The following is a 25,933-nucleotide window of genomic DNA, read 5'->3' as shown; positions in this document are numbered from 1 at the left end:
GTCAATTGTTGGTACGTACAGCGATTCTGGAGCCGAGCTTCACGTAGATCGGATACGCAACCACTGAAATCATAACACCTTTGAAGAGATTGAATGGCACGATTCCGTACAAAACCAATGACCAAATACTTGTCGCATTAAACATGGTCAAGAGCTGTTCAATCGGCATTTGATACAGCACAGCGTACGCAGGCAACAGCACATAAGCATTTGCCACAGCCATGACAAGCGTCATCAAAAGCGTTCCCAAAGCAAGGCCAGTCAGGAAGCCCTTTTTACCTTGTCCCAGTCGCTGCATGTAAACAGCCGCAAAAATAAAGCTTCCACCTGCTACGACGTTTGCGAGCTCGCCGATTAACAGACCGTCTGTATTTTTAAAGAGCATGTGCAGTGTATTTTTCAGTACCTCAATAATGATTCCAGCTACCGGTCCGTACATGAGTCCCCCGATCAATGCCGGGAGTGTACTGAAGTCGAGCTTCAAAAAGCTTGGCATCAGCGGAACGGGAATCTCAAGATACTGCAGAATAAATGCAACGGCCGAAAGCATCGGAATCGTCACCAGCTTTTGGGTTGCACGTGTGCGCGAAGAATGCAGCGCTGTTTCTTTCATGTTTACCATCTCCTCATTTTTCTACTCCTTCTTGAGGAATGGCAACAGTCGTTGTGAATCCACACGTCTTGAAGCCTTTTACTCACGCAAACACAACAAACCCTGTGGATATATGTTCCACAGGGCATATGCAGGCGTATGACAAAACCATGCGCAAATAAAAGGTACAAGAAACAAGAGGTCTAGCCTCTACGTTCTCATCCCGTTTGCACAGGCAAACAAGCACGTGTGTTAACGTACTGTCGTCATCCTTCTCCCATCCAGACTGTACTGTCGGCTCTGGAATCACACCAGATCCTGCACTCCGTCGCTAGTTGCAGCTCGGGAGGCTCGCGGGCTTAACATGCACAAGGCATGATCACCGCCGGTCGGGAATTTCACCCTGCCCCGAAGGAATGTGTAGTTGTATACAGCATATTATACTGCTGTTTTTTGATTTGACAATAGAGGAAACTGCCAAAGCGACACTTTTTGTTTATTTATCCGATTTGTTTAGTTGGAATAATGATTAAAAAAAGACTCTTCCTGACCTGAGAGCGCTTCATACTATAATTCGCTTGTACAATAGAATCGGCTCCTCAAGGGTGGTCGCGGCTCATCCCCGTATGGAAGGGGGTGAGGCCTATGGTAACGAACGAAACTCTCACTGCTTTTCCAGTTTGGGTTGTTCCTGGTCGCTTTAATCGGCTTGGTCGTTACCTTGACCAAAAAGAAATAGACCGCCCTTGAGTCCACACTCAGCGGTCTATTTCACAACCAAGAATTGAGCCGCACCCCTTTACGGGAAGCGCCTATTGTACCGACCGTTCCGGTTGCAGCCGGGACGGTCCTTTTTTACTTTATGCTTCTACATCTCGTTACATCCAATATTACCACAACGACTTCAGATTATAAATCATCAAGAACCCGCTCCCCGATACTTCGTGACACCCCAGTTCCAGACTAACAGCCCAATCCCGAAGAAAATGACAGCCACTACCGGAGTCATTGCCGCATAGGTGTACCAAACTTCCTTGCGCAAAAAGTAAGCCGCAGGATAGACCCCTACAAAAGCAAACGGCAGCACGTAGGTGAGCACAAAGCGAATAGCCTTGTTGTACACGTCTACCGGATAGCGCCCATATTGCTGGATGTTGTAAATCATCGGGGCAATCCCTGTCCGCGAGTCGGAAAAGAAGCTAACCGCAGCAATCGCAGTATACACGCCACCGTAAATCAGTGCCCCGCTAATTGAGAGCCCGATAAAGATGAACACGTCATACCAATAAAACGTCAAATCAAGCTGAATCGCTGCATATCCCATGATGATGATCCCGGTAATAACCCCAAAGATTCGATCCGGCGCAATCGACTCGAGACACACCTGTGCCAAATTGTGGATCGGTCTCGTCAAGATGCGATCCATCTCACCGCGAATGATATAACGCTCATTGAAGTCCCAAAAACCGAAGAACATTGAGAACAATGCGTACGGAACCAAAAAGAAACCATAAATAAAGATAATCTCGTCACGCGTCCAATCCCCCATAAGCGGGACATGCGTGAATACGACAATGATAAAGACGAGATTGATCAACTCAGAAATGAGATTAGACACAAAATCTCCGATAAAATCCGTTCGATAGGCAAGCCTCGTCTTGAAGTACTGGCTCAGGTAGTCGGCAAAAATCCCGAAAATATGTCTCATGTTATGCATGCTCTACCCTCCTTGCACGACCAGCTTGTTACGGGCGAGACGCCACATCACCAAGATGGGAACCAGTATGACAAACATCCAAATGACCTGAAAACCGATTAATTCCCACGAGCGTTCAGTGGTGATGGCACCTGTGAAAATCAGGCTCGGATAATAGTTGACAGCCTGAAAAGGAAGGTAGCCCATGACCGTTTGCGCCCAGCCCGGGAAAAAGCTGATCGGCAGCACGAGACCAGACAACAGATCTACTACGACCCGCTTGGCTCGCATCATTCCATCGTTGCGGAACAGGAAGAAAGTCAACAAGCCTGTCACCAGGTTGATTTGTGTATTGATCAAAAACGCACACATCAAGCTGATCAAATACAATCCCCATCCAGTCGCTGTCGCTGGGAAGCTGAACGGAATAATCAAGCTAATGAGGAAAATCCCCGGACCCGCGAAAAAGAGAAAACGAAAGATCCCTTCCCCGAACGCCTGCGCCGTTTTCACGGACAAGTAATTATAAGGGCGTATCATTTCGATCGCGACCTTGCCTTCCCGGACGTCCTGCGCTATCTCTGTATCGATGTTGTTAAAATAAAACGCCCGCGACATCCAGGCAATTGCAACGTAGGAAGTCATCTGCTCGACCGTAAGCCCGCCCAGCTGCTGCTGTCCCCCGTAGATCGCTCCCCACAAAAAGTAGTACGCCCCGATGTTGATCGCGTAGATAATAATCCCGCTGTAGTAGTTGACACGATAGGCAAGCATCGTCAAAAACCTCATACGGATGAGTTCCATATAGAGCTTACGCATGGCTGGCTACCTCTTGATCGGAGGAATAAATGTTGCGAACGATATCCTCTGTACTCGTCTCCTCGATTTTTACGTCGCTGACTTCAAAGGAGGACATGACTGTTGACAGAACAAATGGGAGCATTTCCTGACTCCGCGCTACTTTTACACTGAGAGTAAAATCATTGATTTGCTCAATCTCACAAGGCATCTCGCCCAATGCCTGACGGAGGGCCGCCGCTGGAGTGCGCTTTTTCATCTGGAATGACACCTTTGTGCCATTTCCCCATTTTTCCTTGAGGTTACTCAATAAGCCATCGAAGATCAGCTTACCTTTGTCCATGACAAGCACGCGTTTACAGAGTGCTTCGATGTCAGACACATCGTGAGTGGTCAACAAGATCGTCATATTTTCCGTTTCGTTCAGATTGCGCAGAAACTCACGGATTTTTTGCTTAACGAGTACATCGAGTCCAACTGTCGGTTCATCGAGGAACAGCAGGCGCGGCTTATGGATTAAAGAAGCGGCTACCTCACAGCGCATCCGCTGTCCGAGACTTAGCTTGCGTACCGGCTGGCTGACGAACGGAGAAATTTCCAGCTCCTCGATCAAGCGCTCCAGCCACTTTTCTCCCTCTACATCGTCTACCTTATAAACACTTTTCAACAGACGGAAAGACTCTAGCGGAGATAGATCCCACCAAAGCTGAGAGCGCTGTCCGAAAACAACTCCGATGGAGCGAACGTACTCCTCCCGCTGCTTGAAAGGCACATAGCCATTAATGACGATTTCGCCGTCGCTCGGGGTCAAAATGCCTGTCAGCATCTTGATCGTGGTCGATTTTCCGGCACCATTTTCCCCAATCAGCGCGAACATTTCTCCTTCCTCTACTGTAAAGGAAAGGCCATCCACGGCGTTTACCGTCTTGTACTCCCGGCTGAACAAATCACGAAAAGCACCACCAAGGCCCGGTCTGGACTGATGGATGCGGAAATCCTTTTGTAAATGATTTACCTGAATCATGGAATACCGTCCTTTTTTCTTCGCTTGATTTCCATTTGTAGTGTATATGAGCCAATCGAATTGTGCAAAAGGCAAACTGCACCAAACTGTTAATGAAGAGTAAGGATCATTCCCGTTTTGTCGTCGGACTTTTTGAAGCGGACATAGCGAATGCATTCGGGATCACTGTTTTCCAGAGCGACGAGCTCGTCTGTATAACGTTGCAGCCCTTTATGTACAATCGGCAGCACCGTCTCTTCCCACTTCGGCTGTGCTCCCCCTAAAGCTCGCGGCATAAAAAGACCGTCCGTCACAAGCACCAGTGCCTTCATGTCTACTCGATTTATTCGTCCATACTCCATAAAATTCCGGCAGGCTGGATCGCCGTTCAACACACCGTAGCCTCCTGGTCCATTCGCCTGATAGCGGTTATGAATCAGGATGTGCATACATCGTTCGTGCAGCTCGGCTCGGGTACACAAGCCGTCGTTAATTCCTTCTTCCCACTTCCCCAATGCGGCCTGCTCCAAATGACTGACCTGCGTGTGCGTCAGTGGACGTACCGTATCATCCTCATAAACGGCAAATATCATGCAATCTCCCAACTGCGCGTAATCGATATGGGCATCTCCTACACGGACAACTGCACAGGCAGCCCCCCACAAAGCTTCCTTCTGCTCAAGCTGGATACCACTTTTAAGCATGTGCTCCCGCAGCGCCACGTTTATCGTCTCCAAATAATCGTGCAAAGCTGCATCCTCTGGCATTGACTCAAGCTGCTTCTTGACGAGCTCAGCCGCGATAGCTCCGCCTGTCTGTCCTGCTGGGTTCTCATACGGGATCAACGACGTAATGCCATCGATGACCGCATACACATGCCTTGCCTGCTGAATCAAATAGGCGTCCTCATTGCTTTTGCCGCTACCCTTCATGGAGATGCACTCAAGTTTCATGATGACTCCCGCCTTTTTCTATGGAGTGATTTGCTTGAAAATTGTATCATTTTTCCTTTTCATCATCTATAGCTCTCCGTTCATATCCAGTTGTGGAAAAGCTGTGGTAAGATAATGAAGGACTTTTTCCAAAAGAGGTTGTTAAGAAAAGAGGGACTATGCATGAAACGTGAACGATCCGCGCAACTGCACGAGCAAGCACTCGACGTCATTCTAGGCGGGGTAAACAGCCCTTCCCGTTCTTTCAAGGCTGTAGGCGGGGGAGCGCCAGTAACGATGGAACGTGCCCAGGGCGCGTATTTCTGGGACGTGGACGGCAATCGATATATTGATTATTTGGCAGCATACGGACCAATCATTACCGGCCATGCACATCCACATGTGACCAAAGCGATTTGCGAAGCCGCTGCCAACGGAACCTTATATGGTACTCCTACTCCATGGGAAATCACCTTTGCGAACATGATCCGCGAAGCGATCCCATCGATGGAACGCATTCGTTTTAACAATTCCGGTACAGAAGCAGTCATGACATGCATCCGTGTAGCTCGCGCCTATACCGCTCGTGTAAAAATCATCAAATTCGCGGGCTGCTACCACGGTCACTCTGACTTGGTGCTCGTTGCTGCAGGCTCCGGGCCGTCTACCTTGGGGATTCCGGACAGTGCGGGTATTCCACAAAGCATCGCCAGCGAAGTGATTACCGTACCTTTCAATGATAGCGAAGCATTCGCCAAAGCCATGAGCAAATGGGGAAGTGAAACGGCTTGCGTTCTCGTTGAACCGATTGTCGGCAACTTCGGTATCGTGTCACCTGAGCCAGGATTCCTGGAAGAGGTAAACCGTATCACCCACGAAGCAGGCGCACTCGTCGTCTATGATGAAGTCATCACAGCCTTCCGCTTCTGCTATGGTGGAGCACAAAACCTGCTCGGAGTCGAGCCTGACCTGACTGCACTGGGCAAAATCATCGGTGGCGGTCTGCCAATCGGTGCCTATGGCGGTCGCCGTGAAATCATGGAGCAAGTCGCACCACTCGGACCTGCGTATCAAGCAGGAACAATGGCTGGTAATCCTGCCTCTATCCGCGCCGGAATTGCCTGCCTTGAAGTATTGAAGCAACCAGGCGTATACGACGAATTCGAACGACTGGGCGGAATGCTTGCAAACGGAATCAGCGAAGCGGCAAGCAAACACGGTGTAACCATTCAGCTCAACCGCGTAAAAGGGGCATTGGCTGTTTACTTCACAGACGAGCCTGTTCACGATTATGATGCAGCTCAGAAAGCGAACGGAGAAATATTTGCCCGCTTCTTCCAGCTGATGCTGAATGAAGGTGTATGCCTGGCTCCGTCCAAATATGAAGCCTGGTTTGTTACCACAGCTCATACGGAAGAAGATATTCAAGACACCATCGCTGCTGTAGACCGTGCATTCTCGCAACTGTAAACCATTCCCACGTCCATTCACATCCTCCCGAGGAAATAATAAGCCTGTTCACGATTATGCTTTCGAGGAGGATATTCTGGTGTCCAAAGGTGAAAAATCATATCCGCAGGCTCCTGAAAAGACGTTGGATTCCAAAATGAGCAGTAAAATGCTAGAAGTGACTGGTTTTCAAAACCCGCGAAAAACCGAACATCACAAAACGCAAAATCACGACAGATAAACATGAAAACAGACACATTCCACTCCGAATGACGGGGAATGTGTCTGTTTTTTTCGCATGCAGCAACATTGTCAATAAAGGTCAGAGATTGTACAATAAAATAGTGCAACTGTCATGGTACTTATTCGTATACATGAATATGGGACAGAATGAAAGTAGTAAGGTCGCATGAATGGTTTAGCAAAGTTTTGTTTTCATAGATTACTACGAGGAGTGAGTGTTGAATGTTTTTCCATCCTATGGATTTCCTGATTCTGATTGCATTCGGACTGTCGCTCTGGGCACAGTTTCGAGTGAAAGGGACTTTTAACAAATATGCCGAAGTTCCTACCTCTTCCGGTCTTACCGGTGCAGAGGCAGCCCGCCGCATGCTGGATGCCAATGGCTTGACTAACGTTCCTGTTCAACATATCCCTGGCACATTGACAGACCACTACGACCCAACAGCTCGTGTCGTGCGCTTGTCTGATCCTGTATATTTCGGCAACTCGATTGCTTCTCTGTCCGTTGCTTGTCACGAGGTCGGACATGCGATTCAGCACAAGGTCTCGTACCCAATGCTGGTAGCACGCCATCGTATTTTCCCAGTAGTCAACCTCGTGTCCGGTGTTGCACCACTGTTGCTGTTGGCTGGTTTCTTCTTTAAAATGGCAGGACTCTTGCTCGTCGGGATTATCTTCTTCTCCGGGGCAGTTGCCTTCCAGCTCGTCACGCTGCCAGTCGAGTTTAATGCGAGCAGCCGTGCAAAACAACTGATGCTCAAAATGGGCTTCATCCGCAATGAAGAAGAGCGAGGCGCAAGCAAAGTGTTGGGCGCAGCCGCTCTGACCTATGTAGCTGCGGCTCTGATCTCTGTTCTGGAGCTGGCGAAATACATCATGATCTTCAGAAGCTCTGACGACTAATTTACGTTTAAAATATGAAAGGTACAGCTATCCTACATGGGAGGCTGTACCTTTTTTCGTTTCGCTACGTTACAATAGGACGGGGGGTTTTGCACATGCGAATCGGAATCATTGGATTAGGCAGTATGGGACAAATGCTGGTGAAATCACTCTGTAAAAGCGGAGTCCTCCAGCCAGAACATATAACGGTATTCAATCGAACACGAGAAAAGGCACAAAATCTGCGCGCATCACATGGCATTTGCATAGCGGAGAGTGCGCAAGAGGTTTGCGACAAGGCAGATCTGGTCTTTATCTGCACAAAACCACTGGATATCCTGCCTGTTCTTCGGGTGCTGTCTATCCCTGCAAGCGTACATATCGTGTCTGTGGCAGCAGGTGTCAGCATTGCTGATTTGGAAACGGTCCATACTGGTGCCGTAAGCAAAGTCATTCCTACTGTCACTTCGCAAGAGCTGCAAGGTGTATCCTTGTTTACATGCAGCAGCCGAGCAGGTATGGAGGATCGCGAAGAGCTCCTCACCCTCCTGTCTGCCATTAGCCAACCGCAGGAAGTAACGGAGGGCGAGATCGAAACAGCAACGATCCTCACCAGCAGCGCACCGGGGCTCTTGGCAGGCATTTTGGATTCATTCGCACAGGCGGCGGTTCGCAAGACGCCTGAGCTCGATCTGGATACAGCGAGAAGCATGCTGGTAGAAACGATGCTGGGAACAGCTCTCTTACTCAAAAATGAACAGCTTCGCTTTGACCAATTAATTGAGCGAGTCGCAACCAAAGGCGGCATCACCGAAGAAGGCTTGCGGGTTCTCGACAAAACACTTCCTGCTGGCTTTGACGAGCTGTTTGTCATGACTGAATCCAAGCACGCTGCATTGAAGACACTCGTGCAAAATCAAATCAAACAATAATTGCGGATGGGAGAACGAAAATAATGATCATCGGTTGGATTGGTTTGGGGAATATGGGCATTCCAATGGCTAGCAATCTGCTGGCTGCTGGCTACGACGTGCGGGTTTGGAATCGTACACCGGGAAAAGCCGCGCCATTAGTGGCTCTCGGAGCGAAGGAGACAGCCACTCTGTCAGATTTGGTAGCACAATGCGATGTACTGTTCACGATGGTAAGCGATGATGATGCAGTAAAAGCAATCTATACTGGCACAGACGGTCTCTTGAGCCTGTCCATTCAAGGCAAGCTTGCAGTAGATATGAGCACGATTTCACCGGATACATCCCGTTATATCGCAGAGCAAGCCCAGGAAGCTGGACTGCGCTTTCTCGATGCACCTGTGTCCGGTAGCGTAGGGCCTGCCAAAGAAGGCAAGCTCGTCATCATGGTAGGCGGAGAGCAGGCTGATTTTGAGGTAGCCAAGCCTATGCTGGACAAGCTGGGCAAAGCCGCGTTTTATTTGGGACCAAACGGAGCGGGTACATCTGCGAAGCTGGCGATCAACCTGCTGCTCGGCATTACAGTACAAGGTGTGTCTGAAACATTACTATTCGCACGATCCCTCGGCATTGGTACGGAGCAAATGCTGGACATCATTTCCGAGAGCGCCGTAGGAACACCACTCATTCGCGGAAAAGCGGCTTCCATCCTCGCTGACGACTATCCGGCTGCCTTTGCCCTAAAGCATATGGCCAAGGACCTTCGCCTTGCGAATGAAGCAGGCGTCTCTACCCCATTGGCTGAATCCGTAAATGCTACCTATCGTCATGCATTGGAAGAAGGCTTGGGCGAGCTGGATTTGATGGCGATCCTGCGTCATCTCGAGGGAAAATGAATACTCCCGCCACTTACCTACCGGTTGAAGTGGGGGTTTCTTATGTGTCGTCGTTACCGGACGCTTAACACAAGTGGAGTTGACACTGCGACAGCTTTCAAGCTGTCCACCCCCTCTTCCACTGGCGGTAAATGCCGTTGGAACTTCTTTTCGTAATTCCCTTGCTTGCTGACAGTAACCACGAATTTCATCCATAAGCTGTTCGTATGCTGCGCGAGCCTGGGCATAGACCTCACTTCTTTATCTGCTTCCTGTGCTAGTTGCTGGTTCTTAACTCTTCTGCAACTACCTGTTCACGTTTTGCCATTTTCCTTTTCCTCCCTTGATTTTGGGCATGCAAAAAAAAGCTCATTCCTACTCATAAAACAAGTTGGAATGAGCTTTTGGAAGTTTATCAAGTGTTTGAATTGTTTAGTGTTTGGTTTGTTGGTTGTATAGGATCTTGTTGTTGGGATTGTAAATGGACCTACACAAAAATATTAACAGACTCTTACTATGGTTTGTGTACTGTATCTTGATCATCCAGTTTTTGCTTTAAATATTTTGCAATCCCTGTTTCTCCTCTCTCAATGGCGAATGCATAAGCATCCATATCTTTCATGTTTTCACCAGAATACTTTATAGATATGTCTATATTATTCTCAACTAACAATCTAACAATCTCAAAATGCCCACCATATATTGCAGCAAACAGAGGATTTCTCTCTGGTTCACTAGTATCAATCTCAACATTATGGTTAATAAGATATTGTGCAATATCTAAATGTCCTTTTGCAGCTGCTCTTTCAAGGGAATTTGTAGAAAAAGTTCCACCCTGTGCATTAATATCTATCCCAGCATTAATAAGATATTCTACTATTTCTAAATGCCCGTGAGCTGATGCTACATGCAACCATGTACCAAAGGGTGTCATCCATTCTAACATTTCTGAATTTTTCTCAAGTAAGTTTCTTAACGTATCTAGTTGAACAATTTTTATTGCAGCTCTAATTTCTTTTGCAATTTGAGTATTTTCCATTTTTTATCCCCCCAATAACTCTCATCTTCTTGAAGCAGCTAGTTTTCCTAGATCTTCTAGTATTTCAACAATATCATCATAGTCCCCACCTGCAGCATCAACTGCTTTCAATTGATTTACAGCGTTTTCCAAATCTGCAATATCGTGTTGCCCACTAACCTTTTTCAGTGGCCTCGCACTGGGTAGGGGCTTATTGAACAGCCGCCACCATTTATATCAGCGAATGAAAAAGACCACAACACGGGCGGCTAGCTCGCATTGTGGCATTGTTGGTTGTATTGTACGATCTTGTTGTTGGGGTTGTATATGAGCTTACACAAAATTCTTGGCAGACCCAGCCACACGGATTGATTCATATTTACATCTTAGTTTGACAATTCTTTTTCAATGTAAGGACAGTCAAGTAAACTAAGTAAACTTGTAGTTAAATATTTTGTCTGATACTGATCTAAAGCGTTATTGACAATTAGCTGACCATTCTCAAGTCTAAGCAACTGAGCTGAACCATCTTCTAGAAATAATAGATTTCCATCAATATGTCTTATAAGCCTTCCCATAATTTTAAACAAAAGCTCTAATCCTTGATAAAACGTATTACCAAACAATTGAATTCTGATGCATACATTAACATCTAAGTTATAATGATTTCTAACAAAAACGATATCAGAAATATCTTCAATTTCAAGAGCCAATGAAAATAACTCAGACCCAATGACTATTTCATCATCTTTACAGCTAAAAGACGCCTTCTTGTTCGCAAACTCGGTGGTAAATCTTTCTATCATCTCTCCTAATGAATTATTACCTAAATTAGATCGTAAAAACAATTCATAGTCCATTCATTTCTATCCCCCAAATCCCCGTGTAATTTCCCCGTCTTTCACAATAAATAGTTCTTTTAAGTTCTTTAAATCACCATTTGGATTAGCTTTTCTTAAAATCCCTTGAATAATTTCGGTCACTTTTTCAGAGGGGAACTGATCTACATTAAGAACTATTCTTTCTGCTTGTGTTTTAGTCTTTTTTGTTATGTTTCTAAGAATGTTATCAACATTTGTTTCTATTGTTGGTGCATAACAGTCAAATACTTTACCTTCAATAACGAAATCTGGATTTGACGACTCTTTTATTCCGTATCCATTACCACCGCTTACTTCATCCAGCATTTCAATGTCATATCCTTGATCTGCCATTAGATCGGCTGTTTCGCTCTCTTTCTTAATACCGTGTGAGTCACCTTTTGTATAGTTTCCTTTAGGTTTCCCACCTTTAGGTAGAGAAGGTTCTGTTAGATTAACATTTCCCGTCCTCTCAGCATCTCGGTTATTATTGTTATCATCATTATTATTGTTATTATTGCTGTCCCCGCCACCACCGTCCACTCGTTCCCACGATATGAACCACGTACCCGTATTCGCTTCCTGACGAAGGAATGGCCTTTTACCCGACATATCTTTCATTCTAGCTAAAAGACTATTAATCATATCATGCATTTCTTTCAACGATTCTTCAACAGTCTTCGCCTTCGTTTTGAACTTTCCATCCAGCGTTTCCATATCTTTTTTAATAGAATCAAAAAACCCGAAGAAAGGAATACCATTTCCGTCGCTTCCATCGCTGCCGTTACCATCTGGCGTACGATCCCCATCTGGTGCTAGCTTCGCCGTCATCGTCGATACTTTTATCGCAGCTCCACCAACTCCTGCTGTAAACACATTCACGGCTACCTCTCCAGCAATCGTCGTCACCTGTCCTGCGACTCGACCCCTTTGATAGCTCTCATCTAACGTTCGTTTCAGCTTAGCTTGTGGTCCTCCAACCGCATCCTCAAACTTGTGTACGAGATTCGTCCCAATTGGAGCTAAGTAGTTATCCGTGAACCCATCTACGGCTTTTCCACCGGCTGTCCATAGATCTGACCCGATATCCGCAATCGACTTCTCGCCGTGGTATACAGCGCTAGCGTAATCTGATGCATCACCCGCGAGTTCTGCTGTTCCTCTAGCCAGATTGTTGTCTTCAGTTAGCGAGCTAACTTCATTCCCCCTGATGCTCGTAACCTTCTCACCTTCGTCAGCGAATAACAGTTGACCGCCTGTATACAGTACATCAACAGCATCTACCCCTGTGTTCCATAGGTTTGAAAGGCTATCACCAATAACTTCAAACCCCCCTTTGACTTCCGCTACTTCATGTTCGATGAGCCGTTTAGCTATCGTTACAGCCTCGCCTAACGTCTGCAAATCTTGTTCAAATGGACTTAATATCGGTTTAAACGTTTGACTCTTCTCCGCATCCAGAAGAATCTGATCGCTACTCGTGTCGTTCTCTTCTACTAATGCGATCGTATCCGTAGCTGTATCGAGGTACATCCCTTCCGAACCCACCATGTAGACAGCAGCACCATTTACATTCAGCTCTCCTGACGCTTGAATGTTTACATTCGTGGTACTGTTCAGGCTCACACCCCAGAGGCTACTCATCGAGATTTCCAACGCACCTTCTTTGGCGGTCATCCTCAGTTCGGTGTCTCCCATGGTGAATTCTTTTCCTTGTGGGATGCCAAACGATTTGACTCCCGGGTCCACCATTCGCTTATCGTTCTTCTCGACAAAGCTTCCCTGTGGCGCATGACGGACGGAGTTGATGACCATCGCATCGTCCTCATCGGCACCTGGGAAATACAATTTTACTTTAGAGCCGATCTCCGGCATGAGGTATAGGATTTGGTTACCTTCCGCCCCATACGGGAACCACTGTGCCTTGCTCTTATCTTGCGTTTTATCGATAGAAAGATGGATTTTGACTTGGTTTCGTCCGATTTGAATGATCTTTCCGTCGATAGCGGCACCGATGATGGCTTTGTTATAGATCTTCTTTTGTTTCACACTTTTGCGAGCTGCGCAAACATACGTCCATCTGAATAGACCATCTGCCATGCTTGCTATTCGCTTGGTAATAGCGAAGGTCTGCCCCTCTCGCAACACTTCATCCCCAAGCTCTAAAATATCGTCGTGTTCAAACGTGTAGGTTCTATATGGTGCGATGGACTGGTTAACCTCGTATGGCCTGTCTTTCAGCTTGATCTGCTTTCTTCCCTCTGGTAGACCGACCCAGAAGCGCACCTTATTCGCACTCACATCTGGTACGAGGACAGCCCCTACGTGAGAGGCAATTCGTTTTAAAAACACCCAGTCCGTCTCTTCGTACTGCATGATGTATTTGCCCTGTTTGAGATCATCAAAGGCGTTATCGATCATATCTCCACCAGGATACTTCGACACAAGCTCATCTACAATACTTGAGTACATTCGGCTCTCGTCTTGAAAAGAACACATCTTCACGCTCATATCCATGGCATAGGTATGCGATACAGCTTCCACCGTCAAATAGTGGACATCACGGACAACCTTGATCTCCACATGATGGAGTCGTCCGATAAATATCGACTTCTTCTGCTTTCCTACCTTCTGACACAGCTCAATTACGTCATGGCTGCCCGCTCTATTTATAATCTCATCTTCTTTTTCTTCGGGAACAATACCTGTAAAGCGTAATTTTGCGTGTTCGCCAGTTTGATGGACAAATTCCAACTGATCAAGTCGGATCGTTCCATAGGACCAGACAATCTGTATATCCTGGTAGGTCATGACTCCATCAGTTCCCTGCATAAACTCCTCTCCTTCAAAAGAAACAATCATGGTTTACACCAAGACACCCGCATGAAAATAACACTCAATCCTGCCCATCCTTTTCAATCGTAATAATCCCTTTGACAGTACAAATCAGCTCCGACTTACTGAGTAATGCTGGCTCGTTTTCTACGAGTACATCGTGCTTTCCATCCGTCCACTTGTTAGCTATCATTGGTGTACATACGGTTCCTGTGTCCCTGCAAATACCAAAACATCCAATATTGGCACCGACAACGTTATCGGCAATATTCATGACCGGTTTACCACGCGCGTATACTCCGTGGCATTGCGGCAAATTTAAAAAGCTGGTGTCTGTTCCCTCACTGCATTTTACGGTTGCCCCACGTACAACATAGGAATACTCACCGTGTGCCTTCGGAGCCAGAAGTTGAAGCAAAGGCAAAAGCATCTCCCTACTCCCCTTTCGTTACATAACGTTGCAATCACTCATACCAGTCGCATCGTTCGAATCAAGGCTCTAGCTAATGGCTGCCATACAATCACTTCGTCAGCTGCGAAATGGAAGCTACCGAGCAGCAATCTCTCCTCTAGTGCAGTAACAAACAAGATTTGATAATACTTCCCGTCCTTTAGCGGTATGACGAATTCGCTACTCGCCACCTTCACTTCACTGAGCTCAATCACTTCGTTATGTACGACTTGCAAGCCCGCTTGCTTTTTTTTCAACTGAATCGTCATTTTACTCAAAAATTGCTCTACATCGCACATCTGTATGAGGTGCGTCATATGTGTCAGACCAAACATGACTGTGCCTTTTTCATTTTTGTAAGTCATCTGATCATGCTGGTGAGTTGTATTTCCTTTTGATTCGATCCCTCTAGGAATCAGCCACATAGACGTTGGGAGATGAATCGCCATCTGCTCGTCGAAAAATAGCTTCTCTTCACAATAAATCGTTTGCCCTTCGTACTCAATGACACCAAGCTGCACTCCTGCCAGCCATTCTTCAGGTGACATTTGTGCCATCTTCTCTTCTACTTCCTTGATTTCACGTCGTTTCTGGATGTCATTCCAGACATCCAAGATCTTCTCATCCCAGTAGACGGTCATGACTCCCTCCGTTACGCCTGCTCTACTTTTTGCAAAACGAAGCCCGTATAGCTTCTACGCAGTAAGCTTTCTGCTGCATCGAGACTCACCACGATATACGGCTCCAAAATTCCTTCAATGGCAAAAAAATGATGCGCCTTGACCTTTTCGTGGTCTAACACAAGTCTCTTTACGGTTCCATTTAGATAAAACTCGCTATCCTGTGAAAGACAATTCAAGGTAGGTATTTGCATGACCCAGTACACATTTTGTGAGCCAGATCGCTTGTCTATCAAATGGACACATTTCCACTGAATTCTCGGATTGTATTTCTCGATAATCGACTTCATCTGTTGTGACATCATAGGCACAGGCTTTTCCAGCCAGTCTGTGTACTCATTGAAGCTATGTTCAGCGACATCTAAAATCGAGACAGGCGGGAGCTGTGCGAAGCTGTCTTCCTTTCGTAGACCCTGCGGTTTCACCTTTTGAGCGATTCGACTGTCATCCATGAGTTGGTAGTAATCTCTCATGTCATCCCACCCCCTTGATTTGATCTCGTGTGGAACCCTCATCGATATACACATCTTCGCTAAAGTCTTTAAACTCCCCGACTCTGATGCGCAAACATTTCGCCTTACTTATCTCCGAATACTCTGGGAGTTTTATGGCTTCTTGGATCGCTATCCGGATCAGATCCGTCACCATTTGACTAAAACAATCCAAACGCTTCCATACCATATGCTCTACATCCGCTGTGTGTAGAACACCGATGTACTTTTTACGCTGCTCATCTAGAAGACGAATCAACGATGAAATCTCTTGAAAAGCCCAATTGGCGTCGTATCTGGCATAGCATTCGACAGGCTCCCAATACCACTGATCTGTATAAGCCTCGATGAGGTAGGTATAAGTACCCTCCAGAATAGATGTCCTCAGCATGGAGTAATGAATAAATCCAACAGGTGCTAGCTCCTCACGATCCTGCATGACTTTGATCCGACTTGCGATCTGTCGAAACGACTCCACAAACTCATCGACGAGCTGGGCTTGATGTTGATGGAAAAATAGCTCGACTGCCGCTACCCGTTCTGCCAAAGCAGGCAAAAACACCTGGTCGTGCAGATGCTGGAGTGCTTCTTCTTTCATCATGACCGTGTGTTCCTCCCATTAGTTCATTTTTATCTCTGATCCCTTGATCTCGATCTTTTCATTTAATGAAATGGTGTTTCCTTTTCCAATCAGCTCGATCTTATCGGCTTTGACGCGTAGCGTTTGCCCGCTCAGATACGCCTCTTGACTAGCACTAATGCTCACATTTTTATCACTCACGATCTCGATTCCGGTATCATCGCTGATTGTGATAGACATACCGCCTGCTGATATCACGATCTTATCTGGCGCCAGCATGATCTCCTTGCCGTATTTCGTGCGGAAGGTCTTCACAGCCGGATCTTTCATCCGATCGGGACCCGCGCCCGCGCTCGGTCTTGAACTACTTGGAGCGGAGGACTTTTGAGGAGCCGGAGATTTGGCATCTGGGTTATCTCGGAGCACCGAGCTGATGGCAATACCGTCCTCTTCCTTTTTGCTCGGGAAGTAGATTCGTATCTGGTCGCCTATTTCCGGCATGACATACCAACCTGTATTGTTCTCGGACGTATAGATCGTCGAATAAGGGAACCAGTAAGCGGTACTCTCATCCTGTTGATCATCCATGTCTAGCTTGGCTCTGATATTATCTTTTTGAATCTGAAGAACGCGCCCTTGGATAGAGGCACCGATGATCGCATTGTTATACATTTTCTTGCGCGAGAGTCCCTTATGTGGAAAGAGCTTGTAGGTATGCGTCAGTATTCCTTCCTTCATTTCAGTGACGGCTTCTCCGACGACAAGCTTCTTGGACTTGAAGCTCACTTCATCACCGACTTCGAGGATCTGCGGGCTTTCCACTTCATATACCGTAAAATCTTGATCATCAATTCCTGGCACTCGGTTTTCCGCAGCGCTCTGATATTCCCCCACCCTCTTTTGTACCGTATAATGCGCGACCTCTAGCTTGCCTTTGTCCTTCCCTTTGGGCAGACCGAAATAAAATTTGGGTAGATCAAAAGCCGTTGCAGGCACCAAGCCCGTATAGAATCGCGAAGCCATCCGCTTGAGAAATTGCCAGTCGGTTTCTTCATATTGCATCACAAACGTATTGATCGCCTTGCCGTTCGTGACCGAATCAATAAAATCGGCTTTCCCATATGCGGACAGCACCATTTTGACTAGTGCCGCATAAGTCATCACTGGATTTTGGAATGAGCGTTTTCTCGGTTTGACATCCAATAAGTAGCTATGTGAAACAGCCTTCACTGTTAGGTAATAAATGCCCCTGACAGATTGGATGTTTACATTCGTCACGATGCCTTGAAACCATGGCTTCGGCTGCCCCTTCTCGTCCGTCAACGCTATTTTGATATGCGTTTGTTCATTTGTTAGATTCACATAGCTGTCTTTCAGCTCATCTGGAATAATGCCCGTGATTGTTACCTTCGCGTGTTCGTTCATCTTTTTAACCACTTTTAGTGATTGCAAATGCGTGAATTTGTAAGGTGTCACTTGAATATTTCCATAGGTTAAAACCCGATTACTCACCTAGACTACTCCCTCCGCAGATATATCCAATGTTCTATCTCCTATACCAAAATAGACCATTTTTGATAGATGAATTAATGGTAGTAGTTGTTTCCATTACCATAAATAAGCAGAAAGTCCTTTTTTCATTTTCAACCTAGTGCTTTTTACCCTGTTTTTGGAAATGTCCAATAACACATAGGTAGCTGGGCTACAAGAAGAAGCACAAAACGCACCGACTATATGGACAACCTTTGGGGTGTTTAAAACAAATTTGACAAATTACTAACAGAGCTTTTATTAAATGAATGAGGAGCTCGATTTGATGGCGATCCTGCGTCACCTCGGTGGAAAATAGGCTTCTAGTTTAGACTGACCCTACATAAATGAAACAGCGGCTAGCTAAGACCTGAAAAGAACGTCTTAGACTGGCCGCTGTTTTTTGAATTCCACGCAGAGCAATCACCTATGCATGACATATATTGCTTACAAAAGGAGGAGTATGCTATGCATCCAAATTTTCGATATGTACAATACAGTCATCGACTCCCTGTATACGCTGGTAAGACCTTTCGCTATGATTATGAAGATGGCAATGTATTTATCATTCATTTCTTTGACGCTACTCATCGGCATGATGAAGGAATTGCTGGACCGCATAAAGGATTTAATGGTTACTATACATTCAACTACATTGAGATAGCTCCTTGCGTATACTTTATGTATTGGTTGGAAGAAGTCTACACGGTCAGCCAAGTTGCTGATTTTAATAGGATGCTGGTCTATACGCATTATACCTATGATGCACAAGGCGTTCGAAAAAGTCTGTTCCATTCCGGTACCATAACCGAACTTTGATAGCCTCCCCTCATACGCTATTGTTTGGCCTTCAGCCACACATTAAAAATCTTTGCTTCTTCTACTGCCCGTTGATCTGACAATACATCACCGGGTTTGTTACCTTCCCCGATCATATAGCCCGCAAATGGCATTCCGACAAAAGAAAAAACATACTGAAACTGCTGGATTAGTGGCAGCCCCTTCAATCTGGGCTGGTCTCCGCCAGTCGTAATGACGTATGCCTGCTTTTGCCCGAGAGATTCTTTGAAGGAATAACGCTTGTCACGCAAGCTCTGCGACCAGCGATCCACATAGTTTTTCATATGCCCCGACATGCCGTACCAATAGATCGGCGTAGAGAAAATCAGAAAATCATGGGCGAGCACCGCTTCTGTCACTGGATCGTAATCATCCGCGACTGCATCGAAGCCTCTCTCGTCATGCCTTTGGTCGTAAATCGGTTGGATCGTCTTCTCTCGCAACCGGATGCTGGTATGAGTCTTTAACTGTCGGACCACCACCTCCAATCAAAAAAGGCTGCCTTACCAGTAGAAAAGTCTACGGATAAGACAGCCTGTTCGTGATTTAATTTACAGAAACCCCACCAGCATGTTCCGTCTGCTTTTTTTGCAAGCGCAACGCAAAAAGGAAAGCGATAAGTAACAATCCAGCAGATACATAATAAACAGCCCGGACTCCCTGCCATTCAGCGATAACCCCCATCACCAAGGCAGAAGCGCCAAAGACGAGTAAATCAATCGTCCCCTTTGCTGACATGACATAAGGTAATGCTGATTCTTCAGTCTCTTGCTGCAAAAGCGTCTGCTTGCTTACATGCACCATTTCCAAAAACGGGCCCAGTGCAAAGGAAAACAACAGTGCTACAAGAGCGTTCGTACTGCTGCCAAAACAAAAGGTAAAGAATCCGACGCCAATCGTACCGCAAATGATCCAGCGAAATAAATGGCGACGCATCCGCTCCGCATACATCAATAGCAGCGTCCCACCTGCAATGGCTCCAAGCATGTAACCGGCATTGATGTAGCCCCACCATTCTTCGCCCTGTCCAAGTACATCGATGACAAACGGCAGCATAATCGCAGCGATCCACACTCCCCCGGACAAGCCGATCAAGACATCCATCGTGACCAGCAGTCGCAGTACAGGTACATCGCGAATTGTTTTCCATCCAGTGAGCCAGTTTGTTGTCGCCTTAGCTGACTGTTCTTCACGCAGCTTTTCGCTTGCCGGTGCAATGCCTGTCATCGCGATCGTTGCCACAACATAGGCACCAACCGTTCCCCACAGAACAACACCTGCTCCCAGCCAAGAAACGAGTAATCCCCCTGCGGCCCAGCCAGCAAAATGAACGGTTTGATCCGAGGTGGCAAGCAAACCATTCGCTCGCATGAGGTCTTCTCGTCCGACCAACTGCGGCACCATGGCATTGCGCGCAGGGTTTGCCCAGCCATCCATAAAGGCGATGGTTGACCCCAATCCGAACAATAGCCAGATCCACTCTCCCTGCTCTCCTACACCGCTGCTGACAGCTAATGAGGCTGCAGCCAAAAGTATCGTCTTCAAGCCTTGCGACAGCACGAGCATGCCCGTCAACGACAATCGCTGAAAAACCAGTGGAGCCAACAAGCTACTCACAGACTGCGAAGCTACGATGACAACCGGTATAAACGCCGTGTACATGACGGAGCCAGTTGCAGCGTAGATGATCGAAATAAACGCGACAATATAAAATACATCCCCAAGGTTGGCCAATGTCTGACCCGCCCAGAGGCAAATAAAGCGTCGATGCCACACGATGCACACCCTCCTGTCGGTTCAGGACCAGCCTATACGTCCTGATGGAATATGAAGTTATTCACACCGACTCGCCATCACAATGGAGGTGCACCTCTTTTCGCGAAAATTACCTTTTATTCTATTCCAGCATCTGTCTCTTGTACAGATTTGTTTCGGAAAAAGCTGTAGTACACCCAGCCTGCGTTAATAAACAGGAAAGCACTCGTCATGTAAAACACGCCGCTAATGCTCACATAGCCTGCCAAAAAGCCGCCAATCATCGGGCCGAGCATGCTGCCGATACTGACGAAGCTGTTGTTATAACCATATACTCGGCTGACCATATGGACCGGTGTCGCTCGTCGCAGCAAAGCATTGACAGATGGAAGCAAGCCTCCCAGCGACAAGCCTAACAAGAACCGGAGCGCGACCAATTGCCATACCGTATGCACTAGCCCTTGTGGAATAAAGATGATGGCAGCAGCCAATAGCGAGAACAGCAGCACCTTTTGCGAACCGAACCGATCTCCTAGACGCCCCAGCTGCGGTGAGGCAAAAACATTTGCTACCCCCATGCATGCCTGGACTATACCTGCCCACAGCGCTACCCTTGCCCCTTCTGATCCAACTAATTGTGAAATGTAGATCGGCAGCACTGGGATAATGCTGAACAGCGCAAACTGGATCATTACGGTTACAAAAAAGAGCGCCGGGAGTTCTTTGGAAGAGAAGATCATCTGAAAATCTTCCCGTAGACTCGACCGTTCCTTTTTTTCAGGTGGAACAAAATTCTCTTTCACCATAAACGTAATGACCAAGGTAGCCAGTAATAATACGCAACCGGTAATAACGAAAATCATCCGAAAGCCGATCTTCTCCGCGAGAACGCCGCCAAATAGCGGTCCCATAATGGTTCCGGCCGTAATAAAAGACTGTAGCAACCCCGTTGCCCAGCCAATTCGTTCTTTTGGTACAGATGACGCTACTAATGCGGTACTGGCGGGAATGATTCCGCCTACGAGTCCATTGAGCAGACGAAGAGCCAAAAGCTGCCACAGACTCCCGGCAAAACCGGTCAGCGCCATGGTAATGGACATGAAAAATCCCGAGCGCAAAATCATGATCTTGCGCCCGTGCTTATCCGCCAGGTTGCCCCAGATGGGCGAGACAAGGCCAGCCGTCAAAAAGTTGGCCCCAAATATAATTCCCGCCCAAGCCGTGACCTCATGAGGGTCTTCAATTCCGAAATCCTGCTGAATGTAAAGCGGTAAAAAAGGCATGATCATACTCATCGCCACCATGACGAAGAACAATGATCCGCAAAGCACATATAAGTTACGACGCCATATCTCCATCGGATTTCCTCCAGTTCCATCCACTCAATCCGGTTGCGGATCAGATGCATTCCCTAAATCTTGCACACTCCACAGGCCATAGTATACACCCCTGCTCTCCAGTAATTGTTCATGCGTCCCTTCTTCGACGATCTGACCCTCTTTCATCACGATGATTTTGTCTGCATGCGTAATCGTCGACAGTCGATGCGCCACGATGAGAGTGGTTCTTCCTTTTGTCAATCTGGACAACGATTCCTGAATGGTGTGCTCGGACTCCAGGTCGAGTGCAGACGTCGCCTCATCCAGAATCAGAATACCCGGATCACGCAGGAAAACACGCGCAATTGCAATTCGCTGCTTTTGCCCTCCTGAGAGCTTTACGCCGCGCTCTCCCAGCTCCGTATCGTATCCATTTGGCAATTCGGCAATAAAGTCATGGGCATTTGCCGCCTTCGCAGCTTCTTGCACAGCATTGTTATCTGCGTCAGGATTGCCCATTAAAATATTCACTTTTGCCGATTCACTAAACAAAATATTATCTTGTTGAACCATCCCGATGTGATGACGCAAATTTTGTTGTTTCACATCGCGGATATCGATGCCATCAATCGTAATTTTCCCTTCTGTTACGTCCCAAAAACGGGGTAGCAAGCTGATCAGCGAAGATTTTCCTCCGCCTGACATCCCGACAATCGCAACCGTTTCTCCAGAAGAGATGCAGAGATTCACATTGTTCAATACGAGAGGGCCTTCCTCCCGATAGCGGAAGGATACGTTCTCAAAACGGATTTCCCCGCGAATTCGTTTGGTTACAGGGTCTACAGGCAGCTCTCCTGCGTTTGGCTTGTCAACGATGTCGTACGCTTCATCGATAAATTCAAACATGCGGTCCATCGAGGCAATTGCCTGGGTAAGGACCGTACTGGAATTAACCAATCGCCGCAGCGGCGTGTACAGGCGTTCCAAATACACGTAAAATGCAACCAGTGTCCCAACGGTCATACTCCCGCCAATCACTTGGTAGCCTGCGTAGGCAATAACCAAAAGCGGTGCAATATCGGTAATCGTATTGACTACCGCGAAGGTTCGCGCATTCCAGCGAGTTTGCGCCAGCGCTTTATCCAAAAACTGATTGTTCTCCTTAGCGAACTCTTTGCTCTCCTGCTTCTCCAAGGCAAAGCTGCGGATAAGCGACATTCCATTCACACGTTCGTACAAATATCCTTGCAAACGCGCCAATGCCGCAGAACGATCCTTGGTCAATTGACGCAAGCGCTTGTAGAAAAATTTGACGGAAATACTGTACAACGGGAAAACAACAATCGACACAATCGTCAGCTCCACATCCATGTAGAGCATGATCCCCAGCGTCAGGATGATCGTAATCAGGTCCAGCCAAAGATTCATCAATCCTGTTTCTACGAAGCTTTTGGTTGATTCCACGTCGTTAATGACGCGGGAAATGACCTCACCCGTCTTGGTATTGTTGTAGTAACGCATCGACAGTCGCTGCAAATGAGAAAACAATTGATTGCGAATGTCAAACAGGATGCGACTGGATACCCACTGTGCATAGTATTGCCGGATGTATTCCACAGGAGCGCGAACGACTGTAAATAACAAAAAGGCTCCGAGCATCAGCCAAAATAGCTGTGTGAGCTTTTCCTCTTGAGGAATCGGGCTCGGCAGCAGATCATCAATGACGTATTTGATGAGAAGCGGCAGAGCGAGTGGAATCGCAAATTTTATAATGCCAATGAATATGGTGCCCAGGATTTGTTTCCAATAGGGCAAAACATATGCCAAGTAACGGCGTATGCTCAAGCATCATACCTCCTTTGCAAACAAGGAAATCCCTCCCCCGGTCATTCGGGAAAGGGATTATTCCTCATCATCTCTCACTAAAAGATAACGCTCGTACCAACGTTGGACGAAGCCGTTTTGAAAAGGCCCACGGCGTGCACTTACCCAATCCAGCACCTCTCGCAATGCTGTCTGCACTCTCTCTACAACAAACGGTGGGTAGTTCATCTGTTTGCTATGCAACAGAAACTCCTCTTCGTCGAGAATGGAGTACGTCATATCGGGAAACACTTTTACGTCGAGATCATAGTCTATGTAGCTTAGCAATTGTCCCTTCATGCTAAAGGGCGAACCAATGTTGCAATAATAATAAATACCGTCATCACGAATCATGGCAATGGTATTGAACCACTGGCCTCTACCAAATGTACAAATGGCCGGTTCTCGCGTACGCCATTCCCGCCCGTCTGCTTCTGTCACCTTGACCCGATCATTTCCCCCAATCACCACCGCATCACTGGTATGAATCAACGTAGATTTGTCCCATATGCGGTGCAACGAATGGTCATGTTTATAACTTTCTATGCGGATATTGGAGCCCGGAGTTGGTGACATGACTCTCCCCTTTCTTCTCTTCTCTATTTGAATGGGGACAAGCCTCCTTTAAGAAGAGAGCTTTTTGGAAAGTGTAACATATTTTTGTACTTCATAGCCAAGTGAAAGGTAAAACGGAAGGACTTCCGGATTTGATTGATTAACCATGATCAAGACGTTATTGACACCTCGTTGCTTGAAGCGCTTTTCAATAGCTTCAACGAGTTCGCGACCAATACCTGAGCCTTGCATCTCTGGAAGTACAGCCAATCGGTAAAAATAGGCACGCGCTCCGTCGATCGTACCAACCACGACGCCAACGACACTACCTTCTTTTTCCGCAACCATTACCAGATCGCTGTCCCAAGCCAAATGCTGGGCCAAATCGTTCAATGACTCCTTGTCCGATTGGTCCAACCCCGTCTCCTGCCAAATACGTGTGATAGCCGAATAGTCACCGAGTCGAAACGGACGAATCAGCATGTGTTGCCTCCTTCGTAACCTTCTTCCTCTATTGTACAACACATGGACAACTTTGTCTTGTGTCGCAGCACCACAAAGTCTCCAACTCCATACTCCATTTACATGAAATGATTATGTCAAAAGAGAAATACCGCCGTCTACAATCAGCGTTTGTCCACGAACCATTGACGCTTTGTCGGAGATCAGGAACATCACAGCGTTAGCCAAATCTTCCGGCTCCACGATACGTCCTGCTGGCGTACGCTCTGCGGAGCTGCCGAGCAATTCTTCACGATTCGGGAAATGCTTGAGGGCGTCCGTATCAACTGCTCCGCCAGAAACTGCGTTAACCACAATATTATGCGGTGCGAGCTCTACTGCCAAATAACGTGTAATGGCTTCTACTGCTGCCTTCGACACGCCAACAGCTGTATAGTTGTCCAGAACACGAATCGATCCAAGGCTGGACAGGCTCACGATTTTTCCGCCGTTGCCACCTTTGATCATTAGTTTTGCCGCTTCTTGCGCACAGAACAACAGCGCTTTGCTGTTAATTTCCATAGTCCAGTCCCAATGGCTTTCTTCCAGCTCCATCAATGGACGCAATACACCAGATGCTGCATTGTTTACAAACACGTCCAGACGACCGAATTCCTGGTCAATTTCTGCGAACAAATCTTTGATTTTTGCTACATCGCCTACATTGGCTTTGATCAGATGGACACGAGCACCCTTTGCTTCCAGTTCTGCTGCCGCTTCTCTTGCCGCTGTACGGTTACGCAAATAGTTCAGCACCAGGTCATAGCCCTGTTCCGCCAATTGAAGCGCAATCGCTTTTCCGATCCCTCGCGTTCCGCCAGTAACCAGCGCTACTTTTTTCGTTGTATTCATAAAATGATTACCTCCCAACCTGACCAACTATTAATAGCAGGTACTAATAAGTAAAAATCACTTATTCATTATACAACTCCCCTTGCGCTTTTTCTACCTGAGGAAAAAATCTATGGATGACTCGTTCCCCTTATCTATAGCCATACTAAACTCGCGGTATCGGGGAAACCACCATCACAAAGGAGGAATGGCAGGGTGTACATAGGTCGGGAATTATCCGAATTAACCATGGTGCCACTGGACGATTGGGAAATGAATGAGCTGCTCTATTATCATCACGCTTTTTCACAGCTGGCTGCTTACCTCAGTACAGAAGGAGCCTCCCTTCACGTCAAAGTCATTCACGAGCTTGAATCCCGTGGGCCTGTGAATGGAGACAGCGGGGGATGGGATCATTCCTCGACACCTATTTACGATTAAAT

The 25,933-nt window shown here is 46.9% G+C and carries 29 protein-coding genes, 1 pseudogene and 1 riboswitch; of the genes and pseudogenes, 9 read left to right on the top strand and 21 right to left on the bottom strand.

Annotation, left to right across the window (positions count from 1 at the left end):
* Position 1 precedes the first annotated feature (1 nt).
* Positions 2–613, bottom strand: a complete 612-nt coding sequence (locus AB1L17_RS26005) for an ECF transporter S component (protein WP_412844528.1) — start codon at positions 611–613, stop codon at positions 2–4.
* Positions 614–857: 244 nt separating this feature from the next.
* A riboswitch (FMN riboswitch) is annotated at positions 858–1,012 on the bottom strand.
* A gap of 247 nt (positions 1,013–1,259) precedes the next feature.
* Here AB1L17_RS26005 and AB1L17_RS26000 point away from each other — a divergent pair.
* A complete protein-coding gene (locus AB1L17_RS26000; RefSeq protein WP_242466657.1) occupies positions 1,260–1,331 on the top strand; it encodes a putative holin-like toxin in 72 nt (23 codons plus the stop codon).
* A 180-nt stretch (positions 1,332–1,511) separates the two neighbouring features.
* Here the strand turns inward: AB1L17_RS26000 and AB1L17_RS25995 are convergent, their stop codons facing one another.
* The 4 genes from AB1L17_RS25995 to AB1L17_RS25980 all read right to left on the bottom strand — a co-directional run bounded on the left by AB1L17_RS25995 (position 1,512) and on the right by AB1L17_RS25980 (position 5,042).
* Positions 1,512–2,309 carry an ABC transporter permease gene (locus tag AB1L17_RS25995; RefSeq protein WP_412844527.1) on the bottom strand — a complete coding sequence of 266 codons (798 nt, stop codon included), beginning with the start codon at positions 2,307–2,309 and terminating at the stop codon, positions 1,512–1,514.
* A 3-nt stretch (positions 2,310–2,312) separates the two neighbouring features.
* Positions 2,313–3,107, bottom strand: a complete 795-nt coding sequence (locus AB1L17_RS25990; protein WP_007729824.1) for an ABC transporter permease — start codon at positions 3,105–3,107, stop codon at positions 2,313–2,315.
* Positions 3,100–4,110 carry an ABC transporter ATP-binding protein gene (locus AB1L17_RS25985; protein ID WP_412844526.1) on the bottom strand — a complete coding sequence of 337 codons (1,011 nt, stop codon included), beginning with the start codon at positions 4,108–4,110 and terminating at the stop codon, positions 3,100–3,102. The genes AB1L17_RS25990 and AB1L17_RS25985 overlap by 8 nt, the downstream gene beginning before the upstream one ends.
* Before the next feature lie 89 nt (positions 4,111–4,199).
* A complete protein-coding gene (locus AB1L17_RS25980) occupies positions 4,200–5,042 on the bottom strand; it encodes a protein phosphatase 2C domain-containing protein (protein WP_412844525.1) in 843 nt (280 codons plus the stop codon).
* A gap of 162 nt (positions 5,043–5,204) precedes the next feature.
* On the opposite strand from AB1L17_RS25980, the gene AB1L17_RS25975 reads away from it, so the two are divergent.
* The 5 genes from AB1L17_RS25975 to AB1L17_RS25955 all read left to right on the top strand — a co-directional run bounded on the left by AB1L17_RS25975 (position 5,205) and on the right by AB1L17_RS25955 (position 9,402).
* On the top strand, positions 5,205–6,491 hold the full coding sequence (locus tag AB1L17_RS25975) for a glutamate-1-semialdehyde 2,1-aminomutase (protein ID WP_412844524.1): 1,287 nt from the start codon (positions 5,205–5,207) through the stop codon (positions 6,489–6,491).
* 79 nt (positions 6,492–6,570) lie between these two features.
* Positions 6,571–6,711, top strand: coding sequence for a hypothetical protein (locus tag AB1L17_RS25970; protein ID WP_007729817.1), 141 nt, complete (start codon positions 6,571–6,573; stop codon positions 6,709–6,711).
* Positions 6,712–6,935: 224 nt separating this feature from the next.
* Positions 6,936–7,616, top strand: a complete 681-nt coding sequence (locus AB1L17_RS25965; protein ID WP_412844523.1) for a zinc metallopeptidase — start codon at positions 6,936–6,938, stop codon at positions 7,614–7,616.
* 95 nt (positions 7,617–7,711) lie between these two features.
* Positions 7,712–8,527, top strand: coding sequence for a pyrroline-5-carboxylate reductase family protein (locus tag AB1L17_RS25960; protein WP_412844522.1), 816 nt, complete (start codon positions 7,712–7,714; stop codon positions 8,525–8,527).
* 23 nt (positions 8,528–8,550) lie between these two features.
* The gene (locus tag AB1L17_RS25955) at positions 8,551–9,402 is read left to right on the top strand and encodes an NAD(P)-dependent oxidoreductase (RefSeq protein ID WP_412844521.1); all 852 of its coding nucleotides are present in this window, start codon (positions 8,551–8,553) and stop codon (positions 9,400–9,402) included.
* Positions 9,403–9,455: 53 nt separating this feature from the next.
* Here the strand turns inward: AB1L17_RS25955 and AB1L17_RS25950 are convergent, their stop codons facing one another.
* The 9 genes from AB1L17_RS25950 to AB1L17_RS25910 all read right to left on the bottom strand — a co-directional run bounded on the left by AB1L17_RS25950 (position 9,456) and on the right by AB1L17_RS25910 (position 17,808).
* Complete coding sequence (locus AB1L17_RS25950) at positions 9,456–9,629, bottom strand: hypothetical protein (protein ID WP_412844520.1); 174 nt, start codon at positions 9,627–9,629, stop codon at positions 9,456–9,458.
* A gap of 266 nt (positions 9,630–9,895) precedes the next feature.
* Entirely contained in the window at positions 9,896–10,420 is a 525-nt protein-coding gene (locus tag AB1L17_RS25945; protein ID WP_412844519.1) for an ankyrin repeat domain-containing protein, read from the bottom strand.
* 365 nt (positions 10,421–10,785) lie between these two features.
* A complete protein-coding gene (locus AB1L17_RS25940; RefSeq protein WP_412844518.1) occupies positions 10,786–11,259 on the bottom strand; it encodes a hypothetical protein in 474 nt (157 codons plus the stop codon).
* A 6-nt stretch (positions 11,260–11,265) separates the two neighbouring features.
* Positions 11,266–14,091, bottom strand: a complete 2,826-nt coding sequence (locus tag AB1L17_RS25935; RefSeq protein WP_412844517.1) for a CdiA C-terminal domain-containing protein — start codon at positions 14,089–14,091, stop codon at positions 11,266–11,268.
* A gap of 64 nt (positions 14,092–14,155) precedes the next feature.
* Positions 14,156–14,524: a DUF4280 domain-containing protein gene (locus tag AB1L17_RS25930; RefSeq protein WP_412844516.1), complete on the bottom strand. Its 369-nt coding sequence runs from the start codon at positions 14,522–14,524 to the stop codon at positions 14,156–14,158.
* A 38-nt stretch (positions 14,525–14,562) separates the two neighbouring features.
* Positions 14,563–15,186 (bottom strand): hypothetical protein, encoded by a 624-nt coding sequence (locus tag AB1L17_RS25925; RefSeq protein WP_412844515.1) that lies wholly within the window; start codon positions 15,184–15,186, stop codon positions 14,563–14,565.
* An 11-nt stretch (positions 15,187–15,197) separates the two neighbouring features.
* Positions 15,198–15,698, bottom strand: a complete 501-nt coding sequence (locus tag AB1L17_RS25920) for an imm11 family protein (RefSeq protein ID WP_412844514.1) — start codon at positions 15,696–15,698, stop codon at positions 15,198–15,200.
* 1 nt (position 15,699) lies between these two features.
* The gene (locus AB1L17_RS25915; RefSeq protein WP_412844513.1) at positions 15,700–16,317 is read right to left on the bottom strand and encodes a hypothetical protein; all 618 of its coding nucleotides are present in this window, start codon (positions 16,315–16,317) and stop codon (positions 15,700–15,702) included.
* A gap of 18 nt (positions 16,318–16,335) precedes the next feature.
* Positions 16,336–17,808, bottom strand: a complete 1,473-nt coding sequence (locus tag AB1L17_RS25910) for a contractile injection system protein, VgrG/Pvc8 family (protein WP_412844512.1) — start codon at positions 17,806–17,808, stop codon at positions 16,336–16,338.
* 196 nt (positions 17,809–18,004) lie between these two features.
* Here AB1L17_RS25910 and AB1L17_RS25905 point away from each other — a divergent pair.
* Positions 18,005–18,076 (top strand): annotated as a pseudogene (locus tag AB1L17_RS25905) (YoaP domain-containing protein); the annotation flags it as partial.
* Between the two features lie 218 nt (positions 18,077–18,294).
* The gene (locus AB1L17_RS25900) at positions 18,295–18,645 is read left to right on the top strand and encodes a MoaF-related domain-containing protein (RefSeq protein WP_412844511.1); all 351 of its coding nucleotides are present in this window, start codon (positions 18,295–18,297) and stop codon (positions 18,643–18,645) included.
* Positions 18,646–18,662: 17 nt separating this feature from the next.
* On the opposite strand, the gene AB1L17_RS25895 is transcribed toward AB1L17_RS25900, so the two are convergent.
* The 7 genes from AB1L17_RS25895 to fabL form a co-directional block, all read right to left on the bottom strand.
* Complete coding sequence (locus AB1L17_RS25895; protein ID WP_412844510.1) at positions 18,663–19,145, bottom strand: flavodoxin family protein; 483 nt, start codon at positions 19,143–19,145, stop codon at positions 18,663–18,665.
* 67 nt (positions 19,146–19,212) lie between these two features.
* Positions 19,213–20,442 carry an MFS transporter gene (locus AB1L17_RS25890; protein WP_412844509.1) on the bottom strand — a complete coding sequence of 410 codons (1,230 nt, stop codon included), beginning with the start codon at positions 20,440–20,442 and terminating at the stop codon, positions 19,213–19,215.
* A 116-nt stretch (positions 20,443–20,558) separates the two neighbouring features.
* Complete coding sequence (locus tag AB1L17_RS25885; protein WP_412844508.1) at positions 20,559–21,779, bottom strand: MFS transporter; 1,221 nt, start codon at positions 21,777–21,779, stop codon at positions 20,559–20,561.
* Between the two features lie 24 nt (positions 21,780–21,803).
* The gene (locus AB1L17_RS25880) at positions 21,804–23,585 is read right to left on the bottom strand and encodes an ABC transporter ATP-binding protein (RefSeq protein WP_412844507.1); all 1,782 of its coding nucleotides are present in this window, start codon (positions 23,583–23,585) and stop codon (positions 21,804–21,806) included.
* A gap of 57 nt (positions 23,586–23,642) precedes the next feature.
* Positions 23,643–24,179 (bottom strand): DUF402 domain-containing protein, encoded by a 537-nt coding sequence (locus AB1L17_RS25875; protein WP_007729805.1) that lies wholly within the window; start codon positions 24,177–24,179, stop codon positions 23,643–23,645.
* Positions 24,180–24,227: 48 nt separating this feature from the next.
* The gene (locus AB1L17_RS25870) at positions 24,228–24,641 is read right to left on the bottom strand and encodes a GNAT family N-acetyltransferase (RefSeq protein WP_412844506.1); all 414 of its coding nucleotides are present in this window, start codon (positions 24,639–24,641) and stop codon (positions 24,228–24,230) included.
* 111 nt (positions 24,642–24,752) lie between these two features.
* Positions 24,753–25,511 (bottom strand): enoyl-[acyl-carrier-protein] reductase FabL, encoded by a 759-nt coding sequence (gene fabL / locus AB1L17_RS25865; RefSeq protein WP_412844505.1) that lies wholly within the window; start codon positions 25,509–25,511, stop codon positions 24,753–24,755.
* Between the two features lie 195 nt (positions 25,512–25,706).
* On the opposite strand from fabL, the gene AB1L17_RS25860 reads away from it, so the two are divergent.
* The gene (locus AB1L17_RS25860; RefSeq protein WP_412844504.1) at positions 25,707–25,931 is read left to right on the top strand and encodes a mother cell protein YfhS; all 225 of its coding nucleotides are present in this window, start codon (positions 25,707–25,709) and stop codon (positions 25,929–25,931) included.
* Positions 25,932–25,933 lie beyond the last annotated feature (2 nt).

It is taken from the genome of Brevibacillus jepli (assembly GCF_047229145.1).
GTDB lineage: Bacteria > Bacillota > Bacilli > Brevibacillales > Brevibacillaceae > Brevibacillus.
This window is presented reverse-complemented; position numbering and strand designations above follow the sequence as displayed.

What these genes read in the sequence shown, in the direction of transcription:
- AB1L17_RS26005 (WP_412844528.1), bottom strand. Translation starts at nt 613, where the DNA reads ATGAAAGAAACAGCGCTGCATTCTTCGCGCACACGTGCAACCCAAAAG.
- AB1L17_RS25995 (WP_412844527.1), bottom strand. Translation starts at nt 2,309, where the DNA reads ATGCATAACATGAGACATATTTTCGGGATTTTTGCCGACTACCTGAGC.
- AB1L17_RS25990 (WP_007729824.1), bottom strand. Translation starts at nt 3,107, where the DNA reads ATGCGTAAGCTCTATATGGAACTCATCCGTATGAGGTTTTTGACGATG.
- AB1L17_RS25985 (WP_412844526.1), bottom strand. Translation starts at nt 4,110, where the DNA reads ATGATTCAGGTAAATCATTTACAAAAGGATTTCCGCATCCATCAGTCC.
- AB1L17_RS25980 (WP_412844525.1), bottom strand. Translation starts at nt 5,042, where the DNA reads ATGAAACTTGAGTGCATCTCCATGAAGGGTAGCGGCAAAAGCAATGAG.
- AB1L17_RS25975 (WP_412844524.1), top strand. Translation starts at nt 5,205, where the DNA reads ATGAAACGTGAACGATCCGCGCAACTGCACGAGCAAGCACTCGACGTC.
- AB1L17_RS25965 (WP_412844523.1), top strand. Translation starts at nt 6,936, where the DNA reads ATGTTTTTCCATCCTATGGATTTCCTGATTCTGATTGCATTCGGACTG.
- AB1L17_RS25960 (WP_412844522.1), top strand. Translation starts at nt 7,712, where the DNA reads ATGCGAATCGGAATCATTGGATTAGGCAGTATGGGACAAATGCTGGTG.
- AB1L17_RS25955 (WP_412844521.1), top strand. Translation starts at nt 8,551, where the DNA reads ATGATCATCGGTTGGATTGGTTTGGGGAATATGGGCATTCCAATGGCT.
- AB1L17_RS25950 (WP_412844520.1), bottom strand. Translation starts at nt 9,629, where the DNA reads ATGCCCAGGCTCGCGCAGCATACGAACAGCTTATGGATGAAATTCGTG.
- AB1L17_RS25945 (WP_412844519.1), bottom strand. Translation starts at nt 10,420, where the DNA reads ATGGAAAATACTCAAATTGCAAAAGAAATTAGAGCTGCAATAAAAATT.
- AB1L17_RS25940 (WP_412844518.1), bottom strand. Translation starts at nt 11,259, where the DNA reads ATGGACTATGAATTGTTTTTACGATCTAATTTAGGTAATAATTCATTA.
- AB1L17_RS25935 (WP_412844517.1), bottom strand. Translation starts at nt 14,091, where the DNA reads ATGCAGGGAACTGATGGAGTCATGACCTACCAGGATATACAGATTGTC.
- AB1L17_RS25930 (WP_412844516.1), bottom strand. Translation starts at nt 14,524, where the DNA reads ATGCTTTTGCCTTTGCTTCAACTTCTGGCTCCGAAGGCACACGGTGAG.
- AB1L17_RS25925 (WP_412844515.1), bottom strand. Translation starts at nt 15,186, where the DNA reads ATGACCGTCTACTGGGATGAGAAGATCTTGGATGTCTGGAATGACATC.
- AB1L17_RS25920 (WP_412844514.1), bottom strand. Translation starts at nt 15,698, where the DNA reads ATGAGAGATTACTACCAACTCATGGATGACAGTCGAATCGCTCAAAAG.
- AB1L17_RS25915 (WP_412844513.1), bottom strand. Translation starts at nt 16,317, where the DNA reads ATGATGAAAGAAGAAGCACTCCAGCATCTGCACGACCAGGTGTTTTTG.
- AB1L17_RS25900 (WP_412844511.1), top strand. Translation starts at nt 18,295, where the DNA reads ATGCATCCAAATTTTCGATATGTACAATACAGTCATCGACTCCCTGTA.
- AB1L17_RS25885 (WP_412844508.1), bottom strand. Translation starts at nt 21,779, where the DNA reads ATGGAGATATGGCGTCGTAACTTATATGTGCTTTGCGGATCATTGTTC.
- AB1L17_RS25875 (WP_007729805.1), bottom strand. Translation starts at nt 24,179, where the DNA reads ATGTCACCAACTCCGGGCTCCAATATCCGCATAGAAAGTTATAAACAT.
- AB1L17_RS25870 (WP_412844506.1), bottom strand. Translation starts at nt 24,641, where the DNA reads ATGCTGATTCGTCCGTTTCGACTCGGTGACTATTCGGCTATCACACGT.
- fabL (WP_412844505.1), bottom strand. Translation starts at nt 25,511, where the DNA reads ATGAATACAACGAAAAAAGTAGCGCTGGTTACTGGCGGAACGCGAGGG.